20 protein-coding genes and 4 pseudogenes are annotated in these 23,231 nt (G+C 59.8%); 14 read left to right on the top strand and 10 right to left on the bottom strand.

What is annotated here, in order from left to right; all coding sequences use genetic code 11:
- Window positions 1-90 precede the first annotated feature (90 nt).
- The 5 genes from AB7245_RS13115 to AB7245_RS13095 all read left to right on the top strand — a co-directional run bounded on the left by AB7245_RS13115 (window position 91) and on the right by AB7245_RS13095 (window position 2,674).
- A complete protein-coding gene (locus AB7245_RS13115) occupies window positions 91-525 on the top strand; it encodes a YybH family protein (RefSeq protein ID WP_354134842.1) in 435 nt (144 codons plus the stop codon).
- Between the two features lie 102 nt (window positions 526-627).
- Window positions 628-1,104, top strand: coding sequence for an ABC transporter substrate binding protein (locus AB7245_RS13110; protein WP_439034308.1), 477 nt, complete (start codon window positions 628-630; stop codon window positions 1,102-1,104).
- Complete coding sequence (locus AB7245_RS13105) at window positions 1,074-1,592, top strand: ABC transporter substrate-binding protein (RefSeq protein WP_439034307.1); 519 nt, start codon at window positions 1,074-1,076, stop codon at window positions 1,590-1,592. Before AB7245_RS13110 ends, AB7245_RS13105 begins: the two co-directional genes overlap by 31 nt.
- Window positions 1,593-1,643: 51 nt before the next feature.
- Window positions 1,644-1,943 carry a tyrosine-type recombinase/integrase gene (locus AB7245_RS13100; RefSeq protein ID WP_245328418.1) on the top strand — a complete coding sequence of 100 codons (300 nt, stop codon included), beginning with the start codon at window positions 1,644-1,646 and terminating at the stop codon, window positions 1,941-1,943.
- A gap of 530 nt (window positions 1,944-2,473) precedes the next feature.
- Complete coding sequence (locus AB7245_RS13095; RefSeq protein ID WP_439034306.1) at window positions 2,474-2,674, top strand: hypothetical protein; 201 nt, start codon at window positions 2,474-2,476, stop codon at window positions 2,672-2,674.
- Between the two features lie 292 nt (window positions 2,675-2,966).
- Here the strand turns inward: AB7245_RS13095 and AB7245_RS13090 are convergent, their stop codons facing one another.
- The 4 genes from AB7245_RS13090 to AB7245_RS13075 all read right to left on the bottom strand — a co-directional run bounded on the left by AB7245_RS13090 (window position 2,967) and on the right by AB7245_RS13075 (window position 5,380).
- Window positions 2,967-3,302: an ATP-dependent DNA ligase gene (locus AB7245_RS13090; protein WP_354134846.1), complete on the bottom strand. Its 336-nt coding sequence runs from the start codon at window positions 3,300-3,302 to the stop codon at window positions 2,967-2,969.
- A gap of 413 nt (window positions 3,303-3,715) precedes the next feature.
- Window positions 3,716-4,057 (bottom strand): hypothetical protein, encoded by a 342-nt coding sequence (locus tag AB7245_RS13085; RefSeq protein ID WP_179945622.1) that lies wholly within the window; start codon window positions 4,055-4,057, stop codon window positions 3,716-3,718.
- A gap of 158 nt (window positions 4,058-4,215) precedes the next feature.
- Entirely contained in the window at window positions 4,216-4,410 is a 195-nt protein-coding gene (locus tag AB7245_RS13080; RefSeq protein WP_354134847.1) for a hypothetical protein, read from the bottom strand.
- Window positions 4,411-5,203: 793 nt separating this feature from the next.
- Window positions 5,204-5,380: a hypothetical protein gene (locus AB7245_RS13075; protein ID WP_439034305.1), complete on the bottom strand. Its 177-nt coding sequence runs from the start codon at window positions 5,378-5,380 to the stop codon at window positions 5,204-5,206.
- Between the two features lie 107 nt (window positions 5,381-5,487).
- Between AB7245_RS13075 and AB7245_RS13070 the strand changes: the two genes are divergently transcribed.
- From AB7245_RS13070 to AB7245_RS13055, 4 genes are all read left to right on the top strand, one after another.
- Window positions 5,488-5,838 (top strand): hypothetical protein, encoded by a 351-nt coding sequence (locus tag AB7245_RS13070; RefSeq protein WP_354114699.1) that lies wholly within the window; start codon window positions 5,488-5,490, stop codon window positions 5,836-5,838.
- 3 nt (window positions 5,839-5,841) lie between these two features.
- Window positions 5,842-6,750: a non-homologous end-joining DNA ligase gene (gene ligD / locus AB7245_RS13065; RefSeq protein WP_439034304.1), complete on the top strand. Its 909-nt coding sequence runs from the start codon at window positions 5,842-5,844 to the stop codon at window positions 6,748-6,750.
- Window positions 6,751-7,136: 386 nt separating this feature from the next.
- Window positions 7,137-8,696 carry a hypothetical protein gene (locus AB7245_RS13060; RefSeq protein ID WP_439034303.1) on the top strand — a complete coding sequence of 520 codons (1,560 nt, stop codon included), beginning with the start codon at window positions 7,137-7,139 and terminating at the stop codon, window positions 8,694-8,696.
- 408 nt (window positions 8,697-9,104) lie between these two features.
- The gene (locus AB7245_RS13055; RefSeq protein WP_439034302.1) at window positions 9,105-10,544 is read left to right on the top strand and encodes an IS1182 family transposase; all 1,440 of its coding nucleotides are present in this window, start codon (window positions 9,105-9,107) and stop codon (window positions 10,542-10,544) included.
- 154 nt (window positions 10,545-10,698) lie between these two features.
- Here AB7245_RS13055 and AB7245_RS13050 read toward each other — a convergent pair whose 3' ends face one another.
- The 3 genes and pseudogenes from AB7245_RS13050 to AB7245_RS13040 form a co-directional block, all read right to left on the bottom strand.
- Entirely contained in the window at window positions 10,699-11,136 is a 438-nt protein-coding gene (locus tag AB7245_RS13050) for a YybH family protein (protein WP_354114703.1), read from the bottom strand.
- A 937-nt stretch (window positions 11,137-12,073) separates the two neighbouring features.
- A pseudogene (locus AB7245_RS13045) lies at window positions 12,074-13,094 on the bottom strand (IS110 family transposase).
- 127 nt (window positions 13,095-13,221) lie between these two features.
- Complete coding sequence (locus AB7245_RS13040) at window positions 13,222-14,784, bottom strand: winged helix-turn-helix domain-containing protein (protein WP_354114704.1); 1,563 nt, start codon at window positions 14,782-14,784, stop codon at window positions 13,222-13,224.
- A gap of 242 nt (window positions 14,785-15,026) precedes the next feature.
- On the opposite strand from AB7245_RS13040, the pseudogene AB7245_RS13035 reads away from it, so the two are divergent.
- Window positions 15,027-16,057: pseudogene (locus AB7245_RS13035) on the top strand (IS110 family transposase).
- A 1,032-nt stretch (window positions 16,058-17,089) separates the two neighbouring features.
- A pseudogene (locus AB7245_RS13030) lies at window positions 17,090-17,450 on the top strand (hypothetical protein).
- A gap of 317 nt (window positions 17,451-17,767) precedes the next feature.
- Here AB7245_RS13030 and AB7245_RS13025 read toward each other — a convergent pair.
- Together AB7245_RS13025 and AB7245_RS13020 are read right to left on the bottom strand one after the other, a co-directional pair.
- Complete coding sequence (locus tag AB7245_RS13025; protein ID WP_354134852.1) at window positions 17,768-17,923, bottom strand: hypothetical protein; 156 nt, start codon at window positions 17,921-17,923, stop codon at window positions 17,768-17,770.
- A gap of 204 nt (window positions 17,924-18,127) precedes the next feature.
- Window positions 18,128-19,142: pseudogene (locus AB7245_RS13020) on the bottom strand (IS110 family transposase); the annotation flags it as partial.
- A 417-nt stretch (window positions 19,143-19,559) separates the two neighbouring features.
- Here AB7245_RS13020 and AB7245_RS13015 point away from each other — a divergent pair.
- The 3 genes from AB7245_RS13015 to AB7245_RS13005 all read left to right on the top strand — a co-directional run bounded on the left by AB7245_RS13015 (window position 19,560) and on the right by AB7245_RS13005 (window position 20,538).
- Window positions 19,560-19,910 carry a hypothetical protein gene (locus AB7245_RS13015; RefSeq protein ID WP_354134853.1) on the top strand — a complete coding sequence of 117 codons (351 nt, stop codon included), beginning with the start codon at window positions 19,560-19,562 and terminating at the stop codon, window positions 19,908-19,910.
- Between the two features lie 146 nt (window positions 19,911-20,056).
- Window positions 20,057-20,305, top strand: a complete 249-nt coding sequence (locus AB7245_RS13010; protein ID WP_354134854.1) for a hypothetical protein — start codon at window positions 20,057-20,059, stop codon at window positions 20,303-20,305.
- A 17-nt stretch (window positions 20,306-20,322) separates the two neighbouring features.
- Complete coding sequence (locus tag AB7245_RS13005; protein ID WP_354134855.1) at window positions 20,323-20,538, top strand: hypothetical protein; 216 nt, start codon at window positions 20,323-20,325, stop codon at window positions 20,536-20,538.
- Here AB7245_RS13005 and AB7245_RS13000 read toward each other — a convergent pair.
- Window positions 20,535-23,063, bottom strand: a complete 2,529-nt coding sequence (locus AB7245_RS13000; protein ID WP_439034301.1) for an excinuclease ABC subunit A — start codon at window positions 23,061-23,063, stop codon at window positions 20,535-20,537. The two genes, AB7245_RS13005 and AB7245_RS13000, sit on opposite strands and share 4 nt — an antisense overlap.
- Between the last annotated feature and the right edge of the window lie 168 nt (window positions 23,064-23,231).

Here is a 23,231-nt window from a genome sequence, read left to right as displayed (position 1 = left end):
GCTTTCATGAACTAATCATTTACCGCCGATCAGTCACGCGCCGGATAGCCGCAGGCGGGCGGACACGGTCAGATCAGAGAAAGCAAAGTCATGAGCAAAACCTTGTCTGTGGTGCTGGTGCTTTTGTTGGCCACGATCGGCCATGTGTGGGCAGACCCGCTCACGGAGGACATGACGAAACTCAATGCGCAATGGGACGCCGCGATCAACGATCCGAATTTCGACGCCCTGCTGCTAATGTATGCTACCGACGCCAGTCTAATGCCGCCCGGCGCAGCGCCCGTCTCTGGCGCTACTGCGATACGCGACTTCTTTGCCAAAAGAGGCACGAGCGTCAGAAATCACAAGCTTGAGCTTGTAGAGATTTTGCAGATGGGAGACTACGCTTACGTGACTTCCCGCTTCAAAGCCTCATTGGCAAAGGGCGAGGAAACGACCGTGCTGTCCGGCAGTACCGTTAAGCTTTACGAGCACCAATCCAACGGCGAATGGAAGGTTAAGTCCCATATTTTTGTTCGGGAATAGTCAAGGCGCATTTGATATCGAACAGGATTCTTGAGCGTCCGTCTGGTCTGAGCTCGAATACTTGGAGCGAGAGGCATTTGCATGACGGACCGGCGGTCGTTGATGAAAACCCTAGCCGGTGCCACGCTCCTCGGCGTCGCGCGCAAGGCTAGCGCACAAAAAGCCAAATCATTCATCATTGCCTACCTCGCCCTTCTTGCAGGTGAGGATCGTAGCTTCGTGCCAAATTTTTTGCGCCGTCTCGATCAGCTCGGTTACGTTGACGGAAAGAACCTGCACTTCGTCTATCGCTCGGCAGAAGGCCGGCCGGAACTCTTGCCAGGCCTTGCGTCCGACCTCATTCGGATGAAGCCTGATGTGCTTGTCACCGGATTCGGCACGGTTGCCGCCAAGGCAGGCAAGGCAGCCGGAAACGGCATCCCGGTTGTATTCATGGCTGTCGGCGATCCTGTCGGCGCGGGGGTCGTTGCAAGTCTCGCCCGGCCCGGCGGTAACGTCACCGGGTTGTCGGACCTAGCCGCTGGCATACAGGGCGCCCGGCTTCAGCATTGCGCGAGATCGTCCCTGCCGCCTCGCTGATTGCCGCGGTCTTGAATCCGGGCACGCCGTACGCGGCCCTCGCTTACAGGGAACTCGAGACCGCAGCGCGTGTCGCGAAAATAGAGTTACGGGCCTTTGAGGTGCGCTCGCCCGAGGAGATCCCGCCGCAGCTCGAGGCCAGCAAGGTTGCAGGAGCCGGCGGCCTTGCGATTCTCGAGGACCCCTTCACGTTTAGTCAGCGGACCGAAATTGCCGCGGCCGCCTCCCGCCTGCGTTTGCCCGCTATCTACGGCTACCGCGAGTTCGCGGAGGCCGGCGGCCTTATGTCCTACGGCACCGATCATGGCAAGCAATGGCGGCGCGGCGCGGAGATTATCGACCTCATCCTCAAAGGCGGGAAGCCGGCAGACATCCCCGTCGAGCAGCCGACCACGTTCGAGCTTGTCGTCAATCTCAAGACGGCCAAGGCCTCGAACATTACGGTGCCGCCAACGATCCTGGTCCGTGCTGACAAGATCATCGAATGAGCGTCGCTACCTCTGAAATTGGCCCTTACCCTGCCTCGGATTGGCGCCTATGTGGTTGCCTCCGAGTCTGCCGGCCAGAAAGACGAGCGTCCACGCCACGATCTCAACCGGCCATGGCGCGCGATCCGCAAGCACGCCGGCATCGAGGACGTCCACATACACGACCTGAGGCATTCATTTGGCGCCATTGGCGCGGGCTCCGGTCTCGGACTACCAATCATCGGCCGCCTGCTGGGACACACTCAGGCCGCCACCACCGCGCGCTATTCGCACGTTGCGATCGATCCTGCCAAGCGGGCAGCGGATCTTATCGCTGGGCAGATCTCCGACGCCATGAACGGCGGGAAGTAGAAAGCCCGTAGGAACAGGCCAGGGCGCCGTGGTGGCGCGGTAATGTTGTGTTTCCAATAAAATGAGTGGTTAGCACAATTGAGTAGTTCTCAAAATAAATCAATGAGTTAACGCAGGATATAGAAACCAACCACGACCCTGGTTAGTTTAGATGCCATCACCGCGCGGCATTCTGGCAGACATCGGTGATGAGAACGCGACAATGCGCTCCCGCCTTCCTCGAAGGGAAAGGTGCAGCGCATGATCAAGCGTCGCAACCGAACCAAGCATACGAAAACATTTGAAGAGAGATTGGCCGAGGAAGCTGCGCTTCAAGGAGGCCGCAGCACAGTTGCCGCCCGGCCCTCAGCGGGAGATCTACCTCAGGCGCGCTCGGCAGGCCGAAACGGCCTCGCACATCAATGAATGGCTCACATCGCCAGGCCTACAACCGCCGATCGCGCTGGAGAATATGCAGGTAGGGAAACGGGCAAAACGAGATCAAGGCGCTTCGGATTAGAAACAACGCGCTCGCCGCCGGATTGCCTGTCATGGCAGAGTCGTTCGGCAACTCCTTCACCGTCGTTCAAGTGACAGGCGACGACACGAAAACCCAGATCTGGATTGCGGTAGCAAAGCCGAGCCAGGCGGTGACATTAGTCCTCGCCGCCGCCCCGGAAGGGTCGACAGCGGAAGTATTGAGAGTCGCGTTGACGCCAACCAGCAGCGAATGTTCGAAGAACTCAATCTAGAGCCCGGCGATGTCCACGGGTTGGACAGAGCCTACATAGGCTGACGTCGCTCGTTTTCAGCCCTATTGGCCGTCCTCAGAAGCTCTTCGATATAGGCGGCGATGTCGCCAATCGCAGCCCGCAAGTCGGCCTCCGGAATGCCCTGCCCCTTGGCAGCCTACTGCGGTTCTTGACCTTAACCCAGTGGTCGCACCGGCCCGCCTCGTAGCGGCGCTCACGATGCTTGGAGACGAGCCCTTCCAGCCCCATTCGGCAGGCGGCTTCAGACAGCTCGGGGCCAATCTCGCCCTGCTCAAACGGCACGATGAAGATGGCCCTCGGAGCGGCCCCGCAGCAGCCGGGCCAGATTGGCCTTGCGCATGGACAGCGGCAACTTGCGCAGGTCGTCGCCCTGGCCCGCCAGCATGTCGAAGGCGTAGAGCTGCACCTCGGCGTTGTACTTGCCGGAATGCAGGCCACTGAAGTCGGAGACGCCGTCGACGCCCAGGAGCACCGCCTCGCCATCGATCACGAACGAGGTCTGCCTGAGCTTGCGCGCGACCTCGACAATCCACGGGAACCGCTTCGTATAGTCCGCCCCACCCTTCGTGATCAGACGCACCCGGTCGCCCTTGCGGATGACCTGCAAGCGATAGCCGTCGCATTTGACCTCATGGAGCCAGTCGGGGCCGGTCGGAACCCGGTCCCGTTTAGTCGGCAAAGAAAGCGGAAACATCGGCCGAAAGATAAGCTGAAATTATCCCGGCTCAAGAGTACCGGCACACGCCCGGCCCTAGGGGAACGGCCCTCGTGCTGCCAAGTTTACCTGATGCCCTGCCCTAACAGGGCACCCCTGCATGTACCCAGCTCGTGAACACCCCTGTCCGCGGGCTGGGACTTTTACACAAACGTCTGCGGCCTTGCCCCCGTCATCTGTCCTTCCTTAGGACGACGCCGGGGCCGAACGACCCCCGATCAGGCGGCGACGTCATCCGCGCCGCGAAGTTGTATCGTCCGAGCGGCAAATCCTGAGCATTGATCCGGATGGTTCTGGACGCTGCATCATTTGTCCGTAAAGAATGTGAGGAGCACTTTGCCTTTTTCGCCGATCAGGCAAAGAAAAGTCCGACGGGTGTCGCTCTTACCTTTTTCAAGATAGGCATCCCCGATCACGATGGTGCGAATGATCGTGTCCTCGACTTTTGCATTGGCCTTTGCAATCGTCACTCCATCAACGTCAAACGAGATATCTTTTATCGCGGGACTGCGTTCTTTCAGCGCGATGAGTCCAGTTGTACGGCAGGCCTCAAGTTCCGGAGGGAGGTTTTGGGCAACAACAACACCGAGAGGACACGCGGCCACAATACTGAAGAACGCGAAGCAGTACAGTGATCGGATGCTCATGTGACGCCTCCCCTTCAAACCACGAACTGTAGACCCGTCGGCGCAGGTTGGTGCGTTCACTTTGGTACACAATTGAAACATTTGGTGGTCCTCCCGCCCCCCGGAAAAAAGGCCCGAGGTCGCCCTCGGGCCTTTGGCATTTTCAGCGGGCGTCTGGTTCAGAGCCACAGCCACGCGAATAACGACGTGATGAGGGCCCAGCCTATGAGCTTTCCAGCGAGAACCTGCGCATAGCGAAAGTCGTTCGCGCCGTAGGCATCGAGGTCGAGCTGCCGCATTGCTTCCGAGAAATAGCCGCCGCTCACGAGGACAAAGAGCACTGCCATGATGACGTGGTAAGTCTGGTCGCTCATGGCTGCAACTCCTCGGGCTTGGTGCCGGTGTCGAGCATCAGGTTGACAAGCAGCGCGATGTGGCGCGGCACGGCCAGCTCGCCGCTGACTCACCTGCGCATGGCGCGTGGCGTCGCGGCGATGGTCGATCAACCGGCGCCCGGCTCGATTGTATGGATAGCATCCCGACAGTCCCATTGGCGAACACGTCGTTCGCCAATGACGAATACTGCGTTCACGACCATACTGGCGCCTCTGGTGGCTCGCCAATGATGCGCTTAATTTGTCCCTACAATGGGACTGGCGATGACGACTTCAAAAATCCGCTCCCGCCCCTATCTCAGCCCTATGCTCTCTGCGTTCGACTTTTGCCTGCCGACCGCCGCCAAGATGATGCCGGCCGGCCCCGGCTGGAAAAGTTAGGAACGGCTCCACCTGGTGCAGCATTGCTGTCGTGGCGCGCGTTGCTATGAATACGGGATGCCTCTTGGTTGGAAAGCCGCAGTTTCATGGACCGGTTGCAAGAAGTTGCGACTAAGAAGGCTTTCGCAATTATTGCTATCTTTTGCTCGACGGATTCAAAATCCGCGTTTTCCTGAACGATGCGGAGCAGATCGAATACACTGCGGCAAATCCTGAAGAAGGATGGGTTCGGGTAATTCCTCCCGCCAACTCGCTGTCCGCTCGCGTTACTCTGAAGGGCTATGTTGAGATCAGGATTGAGCGAACGTCCAGATTAGGGCGCACGTGAAGAGCCGCCTAGCTCTTCTTTGCTTTTTTCTTTTTGGTAGCTTTCTTCTCAAGCCGCACGCCCTTAAATTTCTTTGCGGCCTTCTTGCCCTTCGCGGGCTTCTTGACGCCTATGAATTCGCCGGACGCCTTGTCGCGCTTTAGTGAAGGCGGAAGCTCCACCCAATGTCGCCTTCGTCTGCGAACGCTTCTTGACCGCACCTTTGCGAGCGCTGTCGCCGGTGGGCTTGTTGACCGCCATTTCGTCCTCCCGATATTGCTTTGCCTCTCTGGCGCCCCTCTTCACAGTTTCTGGAACGAATCGGGCCCCCTCAAATTGAATCCGGGTTCTTTGTGGAGTTGCGTATTATGCGTCAGTCCCGGTGGACCCCGTCCATTATTCCGGCCGATGAGCCGACCGTTTATCTGGTCGCGGACGATTTTGGCCGCGCCGGCAGCGCTTGGCGCGAGACGGACATGGAAGCGGCCGACCTGGAGACGGTCATTCAAGACCTGATGACGGGCCAGTACAAGCGACCTATCAAGGTGGTCGCCTTCAACACGTCGGAGCGCTGGTCCGAAGATGTGTCAGAGGATGTCGCACGCGAAATTCAACATCGCTGTAATCTCCAACTGAACGACGTGCCCTCGCATCTTCAGGAGTTCGTCGATCGCTACGCGCCTCAAGATGCGCGGCAGTTCAGCCTGCGCCTGGTCTAGCCCGTGGCGTTTCAGCGGAAAAAGCCGGATGCACTCGGTGTCAAGGCGCCCCTGCCCGGCTTCGTCGTGCCGGCTCTCGCCTCCGCGACCGACCGCGTGCCATCCGGCGAGCGATGGATTCACGAAATCAAGTTCGACGGCTACCGCGTGCAAGTCCACCTCGCGAACGAAGCCGTCAAGGTCTTCACACGGCGCGGCCACGACTGGACCAAGCGTTTCAAGAAGGTTTCCGATGACGCCTGGCACTCGGCCATCATCGACGGAGAGATTGTCGTACCTGCCACCGACGGCACGACGGACTTCTCGGTTCTGCAGAATGAGCTCACAGGCAAGTCAACGAAGATCGTTCTGGTCGCTTTCGACTTGCTCTACCTCAACGGCAGGGACATCCAGAAGTTACCGCTGTTTCAGCGCAAGGCGGAGCTGAAGAAGATCATTGCCGGCACCGACGTTCAGTTCAGCGCGAGTTTCGAGATCGACGGGAACGAGATGTTTGCCCATGCCTGCAAGATCGGGCTCGAAGGCGTCGTCTCCAAGGTGCGCGACAGCGTCTACCCGGTCGGCCGCACCAATAATTGGGTCAAGAAAACCTGCGCCCAGCGCGAGACACTCACCATCGCCGGCTTCGCGCTCGACGACGGCAAATGGTACGGCATATACCTTGCTCGGCGAAAGGGTTCTGACCTGGTTTACGCTGGCAAGGTCGACCATGGCTTCGACAAGACGTCGGCGGCCGAGCTGCGGCGGCGCCTCGAGCCGCTGGTCCGGAAGACGCAGCCCTACACGAAGCGGATAGCGCACAAAGGCATCTGGGTCGAACCGAAGCTTCTTGCTGAGATTGAGTACCGAGCGAAGTCGGCCGAGGGGAAGGTGCGGCATCCGTTCTTCAAAGCGTTGCGCGAGGATCTCTAGAGCATGGCGGGCTGCCCGGAAATCCGCTCCGTTAATGCAGTCGACTTTTAGCGATTTCGACTAGTTCAACATGCCCTGCGAGCGCAGTGTCGAGGTCGCTGTTTCCCCAGTACTCGCACAAACGTTTACTGTGTGGGAATGTCGCCCAGAAACATAACGCTAAGCCGCAGGCGCCGCTCTGGGAGCGCCCCGCCCGGCGCCGCGCTTTTTCGCACGATCATCGCGCCATGTTGACATGCCAGCGCATAAGCGCAGCAATGAACTAGGTAACCATGGGCGTTCCTGACAGGAATGCGATCTGTCCAAAGATATACCTCTTTATAGCTCGCGCGCGGTCTGACGTAACATCCTAAGATTGCGCTGGATGCAGTCGAGGAGGACTCGCGATGCGCAGGCAGCCTGTTCCACTTACTCCGGAGGACCTGGTCAATCATCAATTCGGCACCGACGACAACCTGATAGGCACCCCGGGCGCACCGACCTTGTTCGGCGATGCTGGTGGGAACCTGTTCGACTTCTCGAAGGGGGGCAACGACACCTTCGATGAAGTCGGACTTTCCAATTACACATTTTATGGTGACGTGGTTGGCAGCATTTTCGATTTTGCGCAGGGCGGCGATGACACGTTCAACGGACTCCCATTGGCTGGTGTCACTGCCTACGGGGACGCTGGCGCGGACATGTCGGAGCACAGTAAGGGCGGCAACGACACCTTCTTGAGTGGAACTGGCAGACAGCAAATCAATACGTTCTTCGGCGATGCCGGCGGCGCCATGTCGGGTCACGCTCAGGGCGGCGCCGACACTTTTATAACTCAGACGGTACAGGGTGGCACCCACACCTTTTATGGCGATGCGGGCGGCGACATGTCTGGCTACAGCAAGGGTGGCAATGACAGCTTCCAGGGCTCCAGGCAGGCAACAAACGTCTTTTTTGGTGATACCGGGAGCAATATGTCCGGTCACGCCCACGGCGGCGATGACACATTCACAGCCAGAACGGACTCAGGCAACACATTCTACGGAGATGCCGGCGGTGACATGACCGGCTACAGCAAAGGTGGCAACGACACCTTCAACGGGGCCTTGTTCGCCACGCAGGTGTTCTATGGTGATGCCGGAGGTAACATGTCGGGCCATGCTGAGGGAGGCGACGACAGTTTCATGGGCTCCGGTGGGGCGGTAACGTCAAAGACCTTTTATGGCGATGCCGGCGGCGACATCTCCGGCTTTGCCAAGGGCGGCAACGATACTTTCGTCAACGAGGGCGGCTCCACAGTGTCTTTTTACGGGGACGCCGGCGCCACAATGTCCGGGCATGCGCAAGGCGGCGACGACGTTGCGACGTTCCAGGGGAGCAAGAACTTCGCCGTCGGCGATGCTGTTACGATGCTCGACGCTGCCAGCGGGGGCAATGACAGTCTAAGCGGCGGCGACAGGTCCCTGACTGATGTTGTAAATGAGCTGTATGGGGACGCTCAGGCCATGGGCGGCGCGACCCAAGGAGGCGATGATCTTATTGTCGGCGGCGAGGCCGTTGGTAGCGGCCGGGTCGATAACTTCTTATGGGGCGACGCGGAGCAACTTTCGGGTCGTGCCAAGGGAGGCAGCGATGTCCTCTACGCTGGAACCGCGGCGCCCGGTTGCACGGTCAGCAACGAGATGTGGGGCGATGGCCAACTGCGCGGCAATGCTCTTGGCGGTAGCGACACGTTCGTATTCAAGGATGATGGTGCAACGACGGTCGGAACTCAGAATGTCATCGGGGACTTCAGCCAATGCCAAGATGATAAGATCGCTTTCATTGACGTGGCGGGCGTGCAGTCGTTCGATGATCTTGTCATAACCCAAAATGGAACTAGCACCATTATCATCGCAGGAGTCGATCAAGTTACACTTGCAAACTTCACCAATTTGATGACGGCGAATGACTTTTTGTTTGTCTGAGAGCGTTCCTCTTCGTCGGCGATTTAGTCACCGATCCTCAAAACCAAGGCAATCGCTCCAACGAATGCGGTCCTCAACCGCGACTGCTCCTGCTCATAAGCGAACGCATCATGAAGATAGCCCGCTGGATCATATCCGGCGGCCGCTCGCGATGGGACTACTTCCCCTTCATCTTCGGGTCATTGATGTCGCGCCCGGGTTGGTCGACCCAGGGCTGCTCGAAGCGCCTTGACCGCTAGCGGCCGAATTGCACCGCCGCCCGATCCAGCACCCCCAGCCCGCGCCGCCGCCGGCTCCGCCTGATCCAGCAGTCGCACTTCCTGCCCGCCAGCTTCTGCTACCGACCCTGGCTGTGTGAAAACGCCGCTGCTTTGCTATGATTCTCTCGTGATTCTGCGGGGGAAGCTGATGAGGCGCTTCGTTGAGCAGGCGGATCGTGGGCAGTGGACGCTATTGCCCGAATGCCTCGATGATTTCATTGACGAGAACAACCCTGTTCGCGTGATCGACGTGTTTGTCGATGCGCTCGATTTGGCTGAGATGAGCTTTGAGGGTGTGGAGCCAGCAGCGACTGGTCGGCCATCGTACCACCCCTCAATTCTCCTCAAGCTTTACATTTACGGCTATCTGAACCGGGTGCAGTCGAGCCGGCGACTCGAACGCGAAGCCGGACGCAATGTCGAAGTCATGTGGCTGCTGGGTCGGCTCACACCTGATCACAAGACAATCGCAGACTTCCGCAAAGACAATGGCCTGGCGCTGCGCAGGGTATGTGCTCGCTTCGTCGAGCTCTGCCGCGAGATGGGCCTCCTCGCGACGGCGAGCGTTGCCATCGATGGCAGCAAGTTCAAGGCCGTGAACAACCGCGACAGGAACTTCACACGGGCGAAGGTGGAACGACGGCGTGCCCAGCTGGAGGAGAGCGTCTCGCGCTATCTGAGCCAAGTTGACACGGCCGACCGGCAAGAGCCGACGGAGGCACTGGCTGCGAAGGTGACGAGGCTGAATGAGAAGCTTACAAAGCTGAAGGAGGAGATGGGCAAGCTTGCCGTCTACGAGAAGCAGATGCGTGCTTCGCCTGACCAGCAGATCTCACTGACCGATCCCGACAGCCGTTCGATGGCGACGAGCGGGCGCGGTTCCGGCGTCGTTGGCTACAATGTGCAGGTCGCCGTAGATACCGAGCACCATCTGATTGTGACGCATAAGGTGACGCAAAGCGGCTCGGATCGGGCTCAGCTGGCCAATGTGGCCAAGCAGGCGAAGGCTGTTCTCAAGACCGAGACCCGCGAGGCCGTTGCCGATCGCGGCTACTTCAGCAGCCTGGAAATCCTCGCGTGCCACGAGGCCGGCATCATCGTGACTCTACCCAAGCCGCAGACGTCGGGTGCCAAGTCAGATGGTCGCTTCGGCAAGCAGGACTTTGTCTATTTGCCGGAGGAAGACGCCTATCGCTGTCCGGCTGGGGAGCAACTGCCGTATCGCTTTACGAACGAGGAAGATGGCAAGCGGATAAGGCGCTACTGGACCACAGCCTGTCAAAAATGTTCGCTCAAATCGCAATGCACGACAGGCCCGGAGCGACGGATTCCACGATGGGAGCATGAGCATCTGCTCGAAGCTGTGCAGCAGCGCCTTGAGGCAAACGTACAAGCCATGCGCGTGCGTCGCGAGACGGTTGAGCATCCGTTCGGCACCATGAAGGCCCGCATGGGAGCGACACACTTCCTCACCAAAACGCTTCCAAACGTAGCCGCCGAGATGGCTCTCTCGGTCCTGGTCTATAACCTGACACGGGCCATGAACATCGTCGGGACCAAGCCGCTGATGGCCGCGATCGCGGCCTGAGACCGAACCGTCATGGCTTATCACCGCCCTCCCGCGGAAGGCGTTTTTACACGACCAAGACCCAACCCGGACATATCTTGCACCGGAGACAAGTAGCCCTTTTGAGCGTCCGGTAAGGCCGCCGCCTCGCCGGACCGATTAAGCCTCGACCGCTTTAATTGAATGTCTGCAGCCTCAATTTGAGCGATCCGTCGGCTTGGCGTTCGAAGACGTGCGTCGCTAAACCACTGAAGGGAGACGGCTTGCCCTCCTTGTCCTTACCCGTAGCGCTCCACTTGGCTGTGCCGAAGACGACCTTGTCGTCTCCGCCGGCATCGATCATCTCCAACTTGTGATCCGTCACACCGCTCGCGAAGAGTCCGGCAAAGAACTTCTCGATCTCGGCCGGCCCCGACGCGACCTGATGTGTGGGCGGCATCAATTTTGCCGTCGAGACATAGGAGGCGCCGATGGCTTTCTCGTCATGCTTGTTGAATGCGGCATCCCAAGCGGCGTAAGCCTTCTCCACGTCCCCCTTGGCGTCCGCGGCCAACGAAATTCCCGGCGCGCCGAGCAGACAAATGAGTAATGCTGATGTTTGAGCCAACTTCATAGGATACTCCTCTGTTGGATAATGCCTTTCCCGAATGATTAGATCATCTCTCCGGTCGTCTGCCGCGGCTGCGCTCCCGCCAGCATGACCACACCGTCGCCGGTCGCGCTGTGGCCGGCCATTGGTTCATTACGAAAGAGGTGCAGGCGATGGCAACTTCAACGTCGCCATTCACCTGGGGAGTCCACATCGCGCGCCACGACACCGCTAATGCAGCCGATCACACATGCGCCGAACTTCAACCACCATGACCAGTTCTGCGAAGGCACATTCATCATGATTGGTTGGAAGGACTCCACCCAATAGTTCGCGGAACAGCAATTCCGGGCAATTACCGTCAACGGCGCTGACAAATGGGAGACGCGGCACACGGTCGGAAATCCCTGCGTTGGTCACAGTGTAATTCGGCCTTGGCCCTTAGCTATCATCTGTCTCAATCGCCGTATTGTCGGCTTTGGGCTTTGAGCTGACACCAGCTGGACAGCCGCTTGTGACCCAATGTATGGTCCGGCCGTGCGTAGCAAGAGGTTCGTCGATCAGGTGGTGAGTGGTCTTGCATCAATGTATCCGGCCTTTGATTGGAGCATTTGCTCCGGGCCATCATGGATATCAGCGCGCGTGCGTTCTCATTAGCGGACAGGCCTCGATTGGGCCATTTGGGTCACCAGTGTTCGCATGCGCCGGGAAGACCGGACCTCCATCTCGTCTCATCCTCTCGCAGACCTCGGCTGGAACCTGTTGATGGGGTTACGTCATCGCATGCTCCTCCTACCTCGCAGTTCCTGTGTTCGAGCCAGGGGCCGTTCCTTCGTCCCGGCCCGCAGGACGTGCGTCGCGTCGCGCGCACGGGCGGTCAAGGCCGGCCGTTGCGCTTGGCTTGCGGCTGGCTCCGGCGTTGCCAGGCCGCGCCTTGACCGCGCCGAGCACGGCGCGAGGATCAAGCGGGTCGGACGCCTGCATCGTTGGTCCTTGTCAGCTCGAAGGCGCGTCCTTTAGCCAGCACCGCCCAGGCGATGCGGGCAAGCTTGTTGGCGAGTGCGATCGCCAGCACGTTGTGGTGCAATCGCTTCTTGGCGGCTTCGATCCAGGATCTGAGTCCGTAACGTTCCCAGTTCTTGATCCTGACCAGCACCACCCATGCCGCCTGGACGAACAGAACGCGGAGGTAGCGATTGCCGCGCCGTGAGATTTTGCCGAGGATCGTGCGGTCTCCCGTCGAGATCTGCTTGGGCACCAGTCCGAGCCAGGCGCCGAAGTCACGGCCTTTGGAGAAGACGTCTTCAGTGCCGATCGCGGCCACCATGGCGCTCGAAATGATCGCATCAGGCGCGAACATGCCTGATCTTGACGGGCCAGTGCTTCGATCTCGCCGGAGAGGCTATCGATGCGATCGATCCAGCTGACGCCAGTCGCCTGTCAACTCCTCGATGACACGCAACATGCGTGGCGACAGGGCATCGGTGCGCGTCGCAAGGATGGTGGGCAGTTCTGTGCGCAGGAAGCCGATACCCTGGCGCACCGCGATCCCGCGTTCCAGCATGAAGGCGTTGCGACACCAGCCGCTCGCGCACCCGATGCAGCGCCTGCAGATCGAGTTGCTCCGCGGTCTTGGTCGCCACGAACTTCATCGTCGGGCGCTGCACGGCTTCGGCAATCGCTTCGGCGTCATTGAAGTCGTTCTTCGGTCCTTTGCTATAAGGGCGGACATATTTGGCCGGCATCAACCTGGCATCGTGACCTAACGATGCGAGTTTGCGGCTCAAATGATGTGCGCCGACGCAGGCTTCCATGCCGATCAGGCAAGGCGGCATATTGGCGAGCCGCGCCTCCACCTGGCCACGCGACCACTTTTGCCGCAGCACGATGGTGCCGCGCGTATCGTGGCCCACGACGTGGAACGAGTTTTTGCCGATATCGATGCCGATCACGGCGATCGCGGTACTGGGTGTCTGGGACATGGCGTGCTCCCTGTCTTGGCGCCCCTGGCCAGCTTATCGCTGGCGGGGCAGGAGCACGGCCGGACCATCCCATTCGCCGACGTAGGTCAGGAACGCGCTGAAGTCGACTTCTGACCCGAAGCGCTCGTCACCCTTCCGGCACGCCAGCGAGGCGCCAGCCTTCACACAAGCGCTGCAGCCCGGCAAGGTAAATTGGATTGTCGCTTTGTTGAGCTGCGAGCAAGCGACGAATGGTGAAACCTGAGTTGAGCGCAAGTCCCGTTCTCGCAGCAGTTCGCGCCTCATCGAGCGCGCCGGTCAAGGCCAAGGCAGCGGCGAGCGATATATGAGCGAGATGAAAGTTACGGTTCGCCTCGGTGCTTCGTCGCAGCCAACTGACGCCTTCGACGTCTGAACCAAGCAGCAGCTTGGCCACGCCCGCAAAACACGCCCACTGGTAGGCGAAAACGTCGCGAGGAGAGAGCCGTAAAGCTTCGAGTATATGGCCTTCGGTCTCGGCAGCGCGACCTATGTAGGATTTTGCGAAACCAAGGGCAGCATGAGCGTGGACCAAATTCGGAGCCAGCGCCAACGCAAGTTCGAACTCACGGATGCCTTGGGCGGCCCGGTTCGTAAAGGTCTGGACCCACCCCCGAGCCATGTGGGCTGAGGCACTGTTCGGCCTAATCGACAATACCTTGTTCACTATCGCCTCGGCCGCCGCAAGCCGCGCGGGCCCATCATCCGTCGTAAAGCTACCTCCAACTACCGTATCAACATTTGCCAGACCAATCATTGCTTCGACGTTGCCGGGATCGAACTCCAGCGAGCGCTCGAAGAAGCCCCGCGCTTGCGTCACGCATTCAAGGCTAATCCCCTTCATCAACCAGGCCCGGCCCTGGAAGCACAAGTCCATCGCATCGGGATGCAGCGTACGCTCGGCTCGTCGCGCCTCAGCCTCGATGAGCTGGGCACCTAATGTACCGGCGAGCCTCGACACGATTTCGTCCTGCATATCGAACAGGTCGCCGACAGGCTTCTCGAAGCGCTCGGCCCAAAGATGCTGACCGCTGTGGGCATCGATCAACTGCACGTTCATCCGAAGCCGATTGCCGCTGCGTTGCACTGAGCCTTCGAGCACGTAGCGAACGTTTAATTCGCGGCCGACCTGCCGTACATCGACTGCTCTACCCTTGTATGAGACGGCGCTGTTCCGTGCGATTACAAATGAACCACTGATGCGCGACAAGTCCGTGGTCAAGCTCTCGGTTACACCATCCACGAAATAGTCCTGCTCACGATCACCGCTCAGGTTCGCGAAGGGTAGCACGACGATGGATAGGCGCGGCGGCGTGTCGCCGGTTCGCTCGACTGGGCCAACCGTCTCATTTGCGGGCCTCCGGGCTTCCTGCACTGCACCAACGAAGCGGAAACCTTTGCGCGGCAATGTTTTGATTAACTGCTGTTTATCGCCCGTGTCCCCGATTGCGCTCCGGGCGGCATTGAGGCGAGTCGTCAGCGCAGCATCCGAGACGATGCGACCTTTCCAGATGGCGTTGATGAGGTCGTCCTTGCTGACGACGCGCTCTCTGTTTCGGATCAGGTATTCGAGTAGATCGAACACTTGGGGTGCGACAACAACCACGTCTGTTGCGCGCTGCAGTTCGCGCCTGTCGGTATCCAATGCGTAATCCTCAAAAAGAAACCGCAAGCTGCATTCCCTCTCCGGGGCCACCCTCGGAAACCATAACAATAAGCTGCCGGTGAGGAAAATGTAAGCGAGCTGTTAGCGCGCCACTAAACCAACGCCTTCGTCCTTAAATCCGCGGCCGGACTGGCGTTCCTTATTCCCTCTCCTCCCGCTTGTGATGCTGTGGACGGCTCCTCCACCGGCGCGAGAGTGCCAAGGAGTGGGCGCCGTTTTGAAGCTCCCACGATTCGGAGGAGCATCCTATGCAGTCAATTTCGACAATCGGTCTGGATATCGCGAAGTCGGTCTTTCAAGTGCATGGCGTTGATGCAGCCGGCCAGGTGGTCATACGCCGTCGCTTGAGGCGCCGGCACGTCCTGGCATTTTTCCGGAAACTGCCGCCATGCCTGGTGGGGATCGAGGCTTGCGCATCATCGCACCATTGGTCCCGTGAGCTGGAGACATTGGGCATACGGTGCGATTGATGCCGCCGGCTTATGTGAAGCCCTACGTCAAGCGGCAGAAGAACGACACCACGGACGCGGAGGCCATTTGCGAGGCGGTCACGAGACCCAACATGCGGTTCGTGCCGACCAAGACGGTCGAGCAACAGAGCTGTCTGATGCTTCATCGAGCGCGCCATCTGTTCATCCGCCAGCAGACTGCCGTCATCAACTCAATCCGCGCCTATCTTGCCGAGTTCGGGATTGTCGCCCCCGTCGGGCGCAGGGGTGTCGAGCAGTTGCTGGAAGTCGTGGCCGATACAGCTGATCGCCGGCTCCCAGAGGCGGCCCGCGCGTGTCTTGCGGCTCTCGGCAGCCAATTGCGGGCCCTGAAGGTCCAAATCCTTGAGTTCGACCGACGCATCATCGCCTGGCATCGATCAAGTGCGACGAGTAAACGGCTGGACGCTATCCCGGGCGTCGGGCCGGCGCTGGCAACAGCGCTGGTCGCGAGCGTTGCCGATGCCAACGCCTTCCGATCGGGACGGGACTTCTCGGCCTGGGTTGGGCTCGTGCCGAAGCAGAACTCGAGTGGGGGCAAGGGCAAGCTTGGCAGTATCAGCAAGCAAGGCGATCGCTATTTGCGCCGCCTGTTCACGGCAGGCGCACTCGCCGTGATCCGCTATGCTAAAATCCATGGCACGGGCCATCGGCCCTGGCTCACTACGTTGTTGGCGCGGCGCCCCACCAAGGTCGCGGCCATCGCACTCGCCAATAAGCTCGCCAGGATGGCATGGGCGATGATGGCCAGGAGCGAACACTACAAGGAACCCGCCGCTCTTACGGCGTGAACGAGATCACAGCCGGTCATCCGGGTGTGACGTAACGGTTGGAAGGGCGAACAGCACTAATGCAGCGCCGGGTCGATCCGGCGATCAGGACAACCCACTTGGGCCACAGCATCGTCGAATGCGTGCTATTGACCGGGACCTGATCCGCGGAGGGCATTATGGCCAGCGGTCATGCGTACCGCGTAAACAGGCCGAACACATGGCTGCTCCGACCAATGCTGCAAAGTGTACTAGGGGTTCCATTTTTCCCGGCTGCCGATTGTCTGCACGGTTGGGTGCAGACGTGCTGCATGCGGGATATGCGCCTGCAGTCACGGTTCCATCGATGCGGCTGAACAAGCACCGCCATCGAAGGAACACCTCAGACAGGATATATCAGCCTGATAGCCAAGACGGTCGTAAACGCGCCAAGGGCGATGACAGCAATTTTGAAATGAAGATCCTTATCCAAGCCACTTGCCTCCGCTCACTCAGCGGCGTCAGCCCCTGGCCACTGGCAAACCGGAAAAACCCGGCGGCCCTTGGAGGAGACCGCCGGGCTGATCCGCCGATCACACCACTTCAATGGCTGACAGGCTGAATAAATGGCGCTGGCTCGTCTGTCCGAATCCCGACAAACCGTCTCGGTTTAGTCGGACGTGTGGCCGACAAGCCACGTCCCCAGCTTGCACTCCCCCTGCCTGGCTGGAGCCGCTTGTAGCTCAGTGGTAGAGCGGCTGACCTGTAATCAGTGTGTTGCCGATTCGAGTCCGGCCACGGGCGCCAGCAAGCCATCGCGCAGGAACATCGCGGCTAGTGCCAAGTTTTCCCGACGCCCTCGGGCTCGCCGAAGGTAACCTCTAGGCCCCGGCTCATCCCCATTTGAGCTGGGGCCCTTTTCTTCCGGGACACCCAAGGGGAACGACAAGAGCAGGCGAATATTTGAATCGTCGCTGGCTCGCTGCCAGAGTTGGCGGAGCGGACTCGGCCTACCCCCTTGATCCCTCCGGAGCCGGGGCCGTTCTCTTCGCCTTTGTAGTATCGGAGTAGCGTATGCGTTCCTCGCCCTCGATCGTGCCAGCCGACCGCCTCGACCGCGACACCTATCTGGTGCTTGACGACTTCGGCGCGCGCCGGTTGCGCCTGGCGGGAAACGGATGAGGCTGACACTAACCTCGAGGGCGTTCTGCAAAATCTCCTGTCCGGCCAGTACGCCTATCCGCTCCGAATTGTATCCTTCAATGCCGTCGAGGGTTGGTCGCGGGATGCGACTTCCGACGTCGCCGACGCGTTGGCCCAGCGCGCGGCCGACACCGACGCCGAGATCTCGTCTTCATTGCAAGACTTCATCGCTGCTAACGCCACAAGGCGCTTCGACATGCAGCTCGCGCTGCCTTTGCGCGGGGTCGTCTGATGTCCAGCGAGGGTAAGCCGCTGGCCGGCGGACGCGCCACGACGTGCACCACTGCGACGATCTCGGGTGGGTTTGCGAGAACCACCCGGACCGCCCTTGGGACGGCCCGCACGCCAGCAGCTGTGGCGGCGCTGGCGCCCCCTGCCCGGCCTGCAACGCTGCTGGCGAAGGTGAAGTGCCGCGCATGCCGGAAGGCTTTCGGGTGGAGGTCGACAAGGACGGCTGGCGGCACTGAGATGCCTCTACCGATGTGAGCGGCCCCAAGCGCCTTCGGGCTGGAGAGGAAGGAGACGCCGGGACCGCCACGACGCACCGGCTCAAGGCTGGGCGCCGTCGATATTCTCCGCCTTGGTTTCATCGCAGGCTCCAACAAATGTTGAGTGTTCTGAATTTAGGCGTGTACTCATCTGTGGACGCCCCGCCAGATGCAGGCGGTTTTTGAAGAAGATTGGCACGTCGTCGGATGCTGCCATCTGTCCGGCCTCTGATGCAGCGATGGAGCTGCGGGCCCGTATGGGAGTTCGCGGACCGGAACCAAATCATAAATGCGTGCTCCAGGCACGATGAGTACATCTGGTTCTTCCGGCCCCGTCTCGCCGACTGTTGCGCCATACCCTCCTTCGACCGACTGCACCTGCGACGACCTCTGGCCCGCCAAGATCACGCCTTGGCCGCACCGGAGCTCTGTAGTTTTCGCACTTGACGAGTAGCGCCCAGACGATCCGCGCCATCTTGTTAGCGAGCGCGACGGTTACCAGCATCCGCGGTTTGCGAGCCAGCATCTGTTCGAGCCACGACCCCCTTGGCGCACCGCGTTTGCTCGCCTGTTGCACGACCGCGCTGCTGCCGATGATGAGGAGGCGCCTGAGCGTGCGTTCGCCCATCTTGGATGTCGCACCGAGCTTCTGCTTGCCGCCTGTCGACCTTTGAAGAGGCGTGAGACCCAACCAAGCGGCGTTCACGGCCTTTGGCAAAGGTCTCGGCCGGCGGTGCTAGAGCGGCGATCGCGGTGGCGGAGATTGGGCCAATGCCGGGAACGGTCATTAGCCGGCGCGATACTTCGTCCTCGCGAGCACGTCGCGCGATTTCCTGGTCGAGGTCCGCGACCTTGCCATTGAGGTCGGTCAGCAGGTCCAACATCAATCGGAACATGGCGTGGGCCGCTTTGGGGAGCGAGCTGGCCATCTCTTCTTCCTCGATCAGGTCGGTAAGCATCGTCACGTGCGACGGCCCCTTAGGTGCGACCCATCCATATTCAGTGAGGTGTCCCCGGATCGCGTTGATGAGCTGCGTTCGCTGCCGCACTAACAGGTCACGGGTCCGAAACACCAGACCCGCCGCCTGTTGCTGTTCGCTCTTCACGGCCACGAACCGCATGCTCGGCCGCTGCGCTGCTTCGCAGATCGCCTCGGCATCGATCGCGTCATTCTTTTGCCGCTTCACAAACGGCTTTACGTAGGCGGGAGGGATCAGCCGAACTTCATGGCCAAGCTGGGTCAGCTGACGGGCCCAGTGATGCGCTCCGCCACATGCCTCCGGAGCTACCGTGCAACTCGGCTGGGCTGCGAAGAAATCCAGCAGCTTTCCTCGGCTGATCCGTTTGCTGAATATAGCTCGCCCTTTCCCGTCTGCTCCATGAGCGTGGAAAACATGCTTGGCGATATCCAGACCGATTATGATAAGCTCTGACACGGACGCCTCCCTTAAGTGGTGCTCAACACCTCCACTTTGGCACATCGATGCCGTCGGGCGGTGCGTCCACCCCATCATAGATCCGCGGTGTCCGCTTACTCGCCAACTGCGGTGCAGACGCTGACATTTCACGAAGACCTGCCAAGGCCATAAGCGGATTCCACCGATCGCCTGGACCAAACAGCCAGCTGAGCTGACATTTAGTTAAGCTGTTGTTGTTGAACCTTTGCCTCGAGTTGAAGGACTTACGTGCATAAGCGCCGGGGACGAAGGTCTCCCATGACGAAGCCTCGAACGATTGTGGCCGTTGCGCTCATCATCGAGACGCAGCTGTAAGCGCCATCTTGTTTTCCGGATTGCCAGCCTTGTTCGCATCAAGACAGCGGATCGGCCGGTGAAGATCGCGGAGGCAAAGAGATGTTTCCGGCAAAACCTGCGGCACTGTTGCTTAGCTTGGCGGTGCTAGTAACGCCAGCACTCGCACACGATGATGGCCGATACGACAACTCTCCGCTGAAGTCATGGTTTGAAAGCTTGCAGAGCGAATTTGGAAAGTGCTGCACCGATGTTGACGGATACATCGTTTCTGATGCGGATTGGGAGTCCAATAGCGGGCGTTACCGCGTCCGCATCGACAACGAATGGGTCAACGTGCCTGACGACGCCGTCGTCAAGGAACCAAACCGCTTCGGCCGTACAATGGTCTGGAGGCATTACATCGACGGCCATCCACGCGTCCGGTGCTTCATGCCTGGCAGCATGACTTGATGCAGTCTTAACGGAAGACGCTTCTAGCCTTTTTCGGTAACGAATTTCGCAGCGCAAAAAAAGCTTGACACCGATCTCCGTCATTTTAAGTTTTCTGGCGGGAATATCCTTGGGAATTGAAGGACAATCGAAGACGATCAAGAGTGATGACCATGATCGACGAGAACCTCGCCCGCTTGCGTGCCCATCGCAACAACATCACCCGCTATCGCAGTCTGCTCGGGACCAGATTGTCGGATATCGAGCGTCAGTTCATCACGCGGCGACTGTGTGAAGAAATGGCTGAGCTTCAACGCCTAACTCAGCCCGAACCCCTAATCTATGTTTCAGAGCCTTCCGCGCCCGGCACTTCGACAATAGACATGGGCATGGTCGCGCCACCCGCGAGCACCTGATATCTCGGGAGCGGATCATGAAGAAATCGCGCAACACGCCTGCCATCTGCCGCAAGAGCTACGTACATCCAGAGGTCTTGACTGCCTACATGTCCGGCGAATTCGTCGATATGATCGAAGCGAAAATAGCTCAAAAATTCAAGAAGCAGTACGCGCAACTGACGCCCCTTATGGTTCTGGCCTTTCTACACAAGCGCCTGGCGGCGTTGAAGGCAACAGATTCAGGATCTTAGAGGACGGCTGCGAGATAATTTGCTGTCCGGCTGCGCGATTTCTTCGCGACCTGCGACGGCGTGCCTGAGGCTACTATCCGACCGCCTTCGTCGCCGGCACCGGGCCCAATATCGATGATCCAGTCGCTGGCGGCAGCCACCGTCATGTCGTGCTCGACCACGATGACCGTATTGCCGGCCTCAACCAGGCCGTGCAGTTGCCTCATCAATTTGGTGACGTCCGACGGATGAAGTCCAGTCGTCGGTTCATCCAAAACGTAGAGTGTCTGACCACGTTGCGCCCGTTGCAGCTCGGTGGCGAGCTTGACCCGCTGCGCCTCGCCTCCTGACAGTTCGGTCGCCGACTGGCCGAGCCGGATATACCCGAGCCCGACGTCGCGAAGCACGCCCAGACAACGACGTAGAAAATCCTCACTACTGAAGAACTCGAACGCTTCGTCCACAGTCAACGCCAGCACATCAGCGATTGATTTGTTCCGGATCTTGACCTCCAACGTTTTGGCGTTGTACCGCGCGCCTTTGCAAGTCGGACAGGGAGCGTAAACGCTCGGCAGGAAGAGAAGCTCGACACAGACGAAGCCTTCCCCTTGGCACGTCTCGCAACGGCCTTTCGCTACATTGAAGGAGAACCTGCCCGCGTCATAGCGCCTTGCACGCGACTGTTTGGTTGAGGCGAAAATCTTGCGAACATGATCCAGCAGGCCGGTGTAAGTCGCGAGATTCGATCTCGGCGTACGGCCGATCGGCTTCTGGTCCACTACTACCAATCGCTTGATGTCATCGAGGCCTTCCGCAATCTCGCCACCTAAGGTTTCGACCGGAGTCTCTAGCTTGTCGTCCTCGTCGCCCGCCTCTTTGCGCTGGCCCAGTTCGTCGCCCACGGCATCGACAAGAAACTGACTAATGAGGCTCGACTTGCCGGATCCCGAAATCCCCGTGACGCTCGTAAACACGCCGAGCGGAAGTTCCGCGTCTAGCCGATTGAGATTGTTGCGCGTAACACCGCGAAGCTTGAGCCATCCGCGGGGGTTTCGTGGAGCCCTTGCCACCCTCTCGTGCTGGCCACAGAGGTAAGGTCGCGTCCGAGACGCTTCCACGTCTTTCAGTCCTGCCAGGGGACCGCTGTACATAATACGCCCTCCCTGCGCGCCTGCGTCGGGGCCGACGTCGACGATCCAATCGGCGTGCCGCACCACGTCGAGCTCGTGTTCGACGACGAAGAGCGAGTTGCCGGCCGACTTCAGGCGGTCGAGAGCGCGCAACAAGGCTTCCGTGTCCGCCGGATGTAGTCCCGCAGAGGGCTCATCCAGAACATAGACCACTCCGAACAGATTAGAGCGGACCTGCGTCGCCAATCGAAGCCGCTGTAGCTCGCCTGGCGACAGCGTCGGCGTGCTGCGTTCGGGCGTCAAATAGCCAAGACCGAGATCAAGTAGCACTTCAAGGCGTGCCGACATGTCCTCCGTTATCCGTTGCACCACGAGAGCCTTCTCAGGATGGCCGACGAATTGATTCCTTTTCTTGTCGAGATGCCCGCCGAGCAACAAGCGGAGCTGGTTCAACGGCAGTCGCGAAACCTCAGCAATGTCCATTCCGGCGAAAGTGACGGACAGCGGTTCGGGTTTAAGCCGCTTCCCCTTGCAGACTGGGCAATTTGAGCTCGACAGAAATTGCGCCACCCGGCGTTTCATCATAGCGCTGTGCGTCGTGGCGAACGTCCGCAGCACGTATTTGCGCGCGCCGGTAAAAGTACCTTGATAGCTCGGCTCCTCCTTCCGCTTCAGCGCCCGCCTCGTCTCAGCAGGCGTGTAACCGGCGTAGACCGGCACGGTCGGCTGCTCGTCAGTAAACAGGATCCAGTCCCGATCTTTCTTCGGCAATTCGCGCCACGGCCTGTCTACGTCGTAGCCGAGGGTAACGAGAATATCGCGCAGGTTCTGGCCTTGCCACGCGCCTGGCCACGCGGCTATGGCCCGCTCGCGGATGGTCAACGTGTCGTCGGGAACGAGCGAACGTTCGTCGACCGCATGGACGCGTCCGATGCCATGACAGTTGGGACAAGCGCCCTCGGGCGTGTTGGGCGAGAACGACTCCGCATATAGCAACGGTTGATGCTGCGGATAGTCGCCGGCGCGCGAGTACAGCATCCGCAGCAGATTGGACAGGGTCGTCACGCTGCCGACTGATGACCTTGTCGTCGGCGAGCCTCGCTGTTGCTGCAAGGCGACTGAGGGGGGAAGCCCCTCGATCGAGTCTACTTCGGGCACTGCCATTTGGTGGAAAAGGCGGCGGGCGTACGGTGAGACCGATTCCAAGTAGCGCCGCTGGGCCTCTGCGTACAAGGTCCCGAAGGCGAGCGACGACTTCCCGGATCCGGACACGCCCGTGAACACCACGAGCGCATTTCGGGGTATCTCGAGCGAAACGTCCTTCAGATTGTGCTCGCGGGCTCCGCGGACGCGGACGAAACCGTCGTCTGTATGGATATTCTGCTCGCCCTTATCGCCGATCAGCGACTTGTCCATCTTAGGGTTCCTCGCCACTCGCGGAAACGCTGTGGCCGTCTCGAAGAGGAAAGTCTCCGGGAAATGACCGGTTCCGTAACGGTCACCGGCCGTCCCTTAGCGCCGAAAGCCCGAGCTCCTGTGATTTTACATCTAGGAACCGGCTCTCGCGCCCGTCGTTCAGTTCCC

The organism is Bradyrhizobium sp. 604_D8_N2_3 (genome assembly GCF_051810765.1).
GTDB classification, from domain to species: Bacteria; Pseudomonadota; Alphaproteobacteria; order Rhizobiales; family Xanthobacteraceae; genus Bradyrhizobium; species Bradyrhizobium barranii.
Note: the sequence above shows the minus strand (reverse complement) of the source record. Positions and strands in the feature narration are given on the sequence as shown.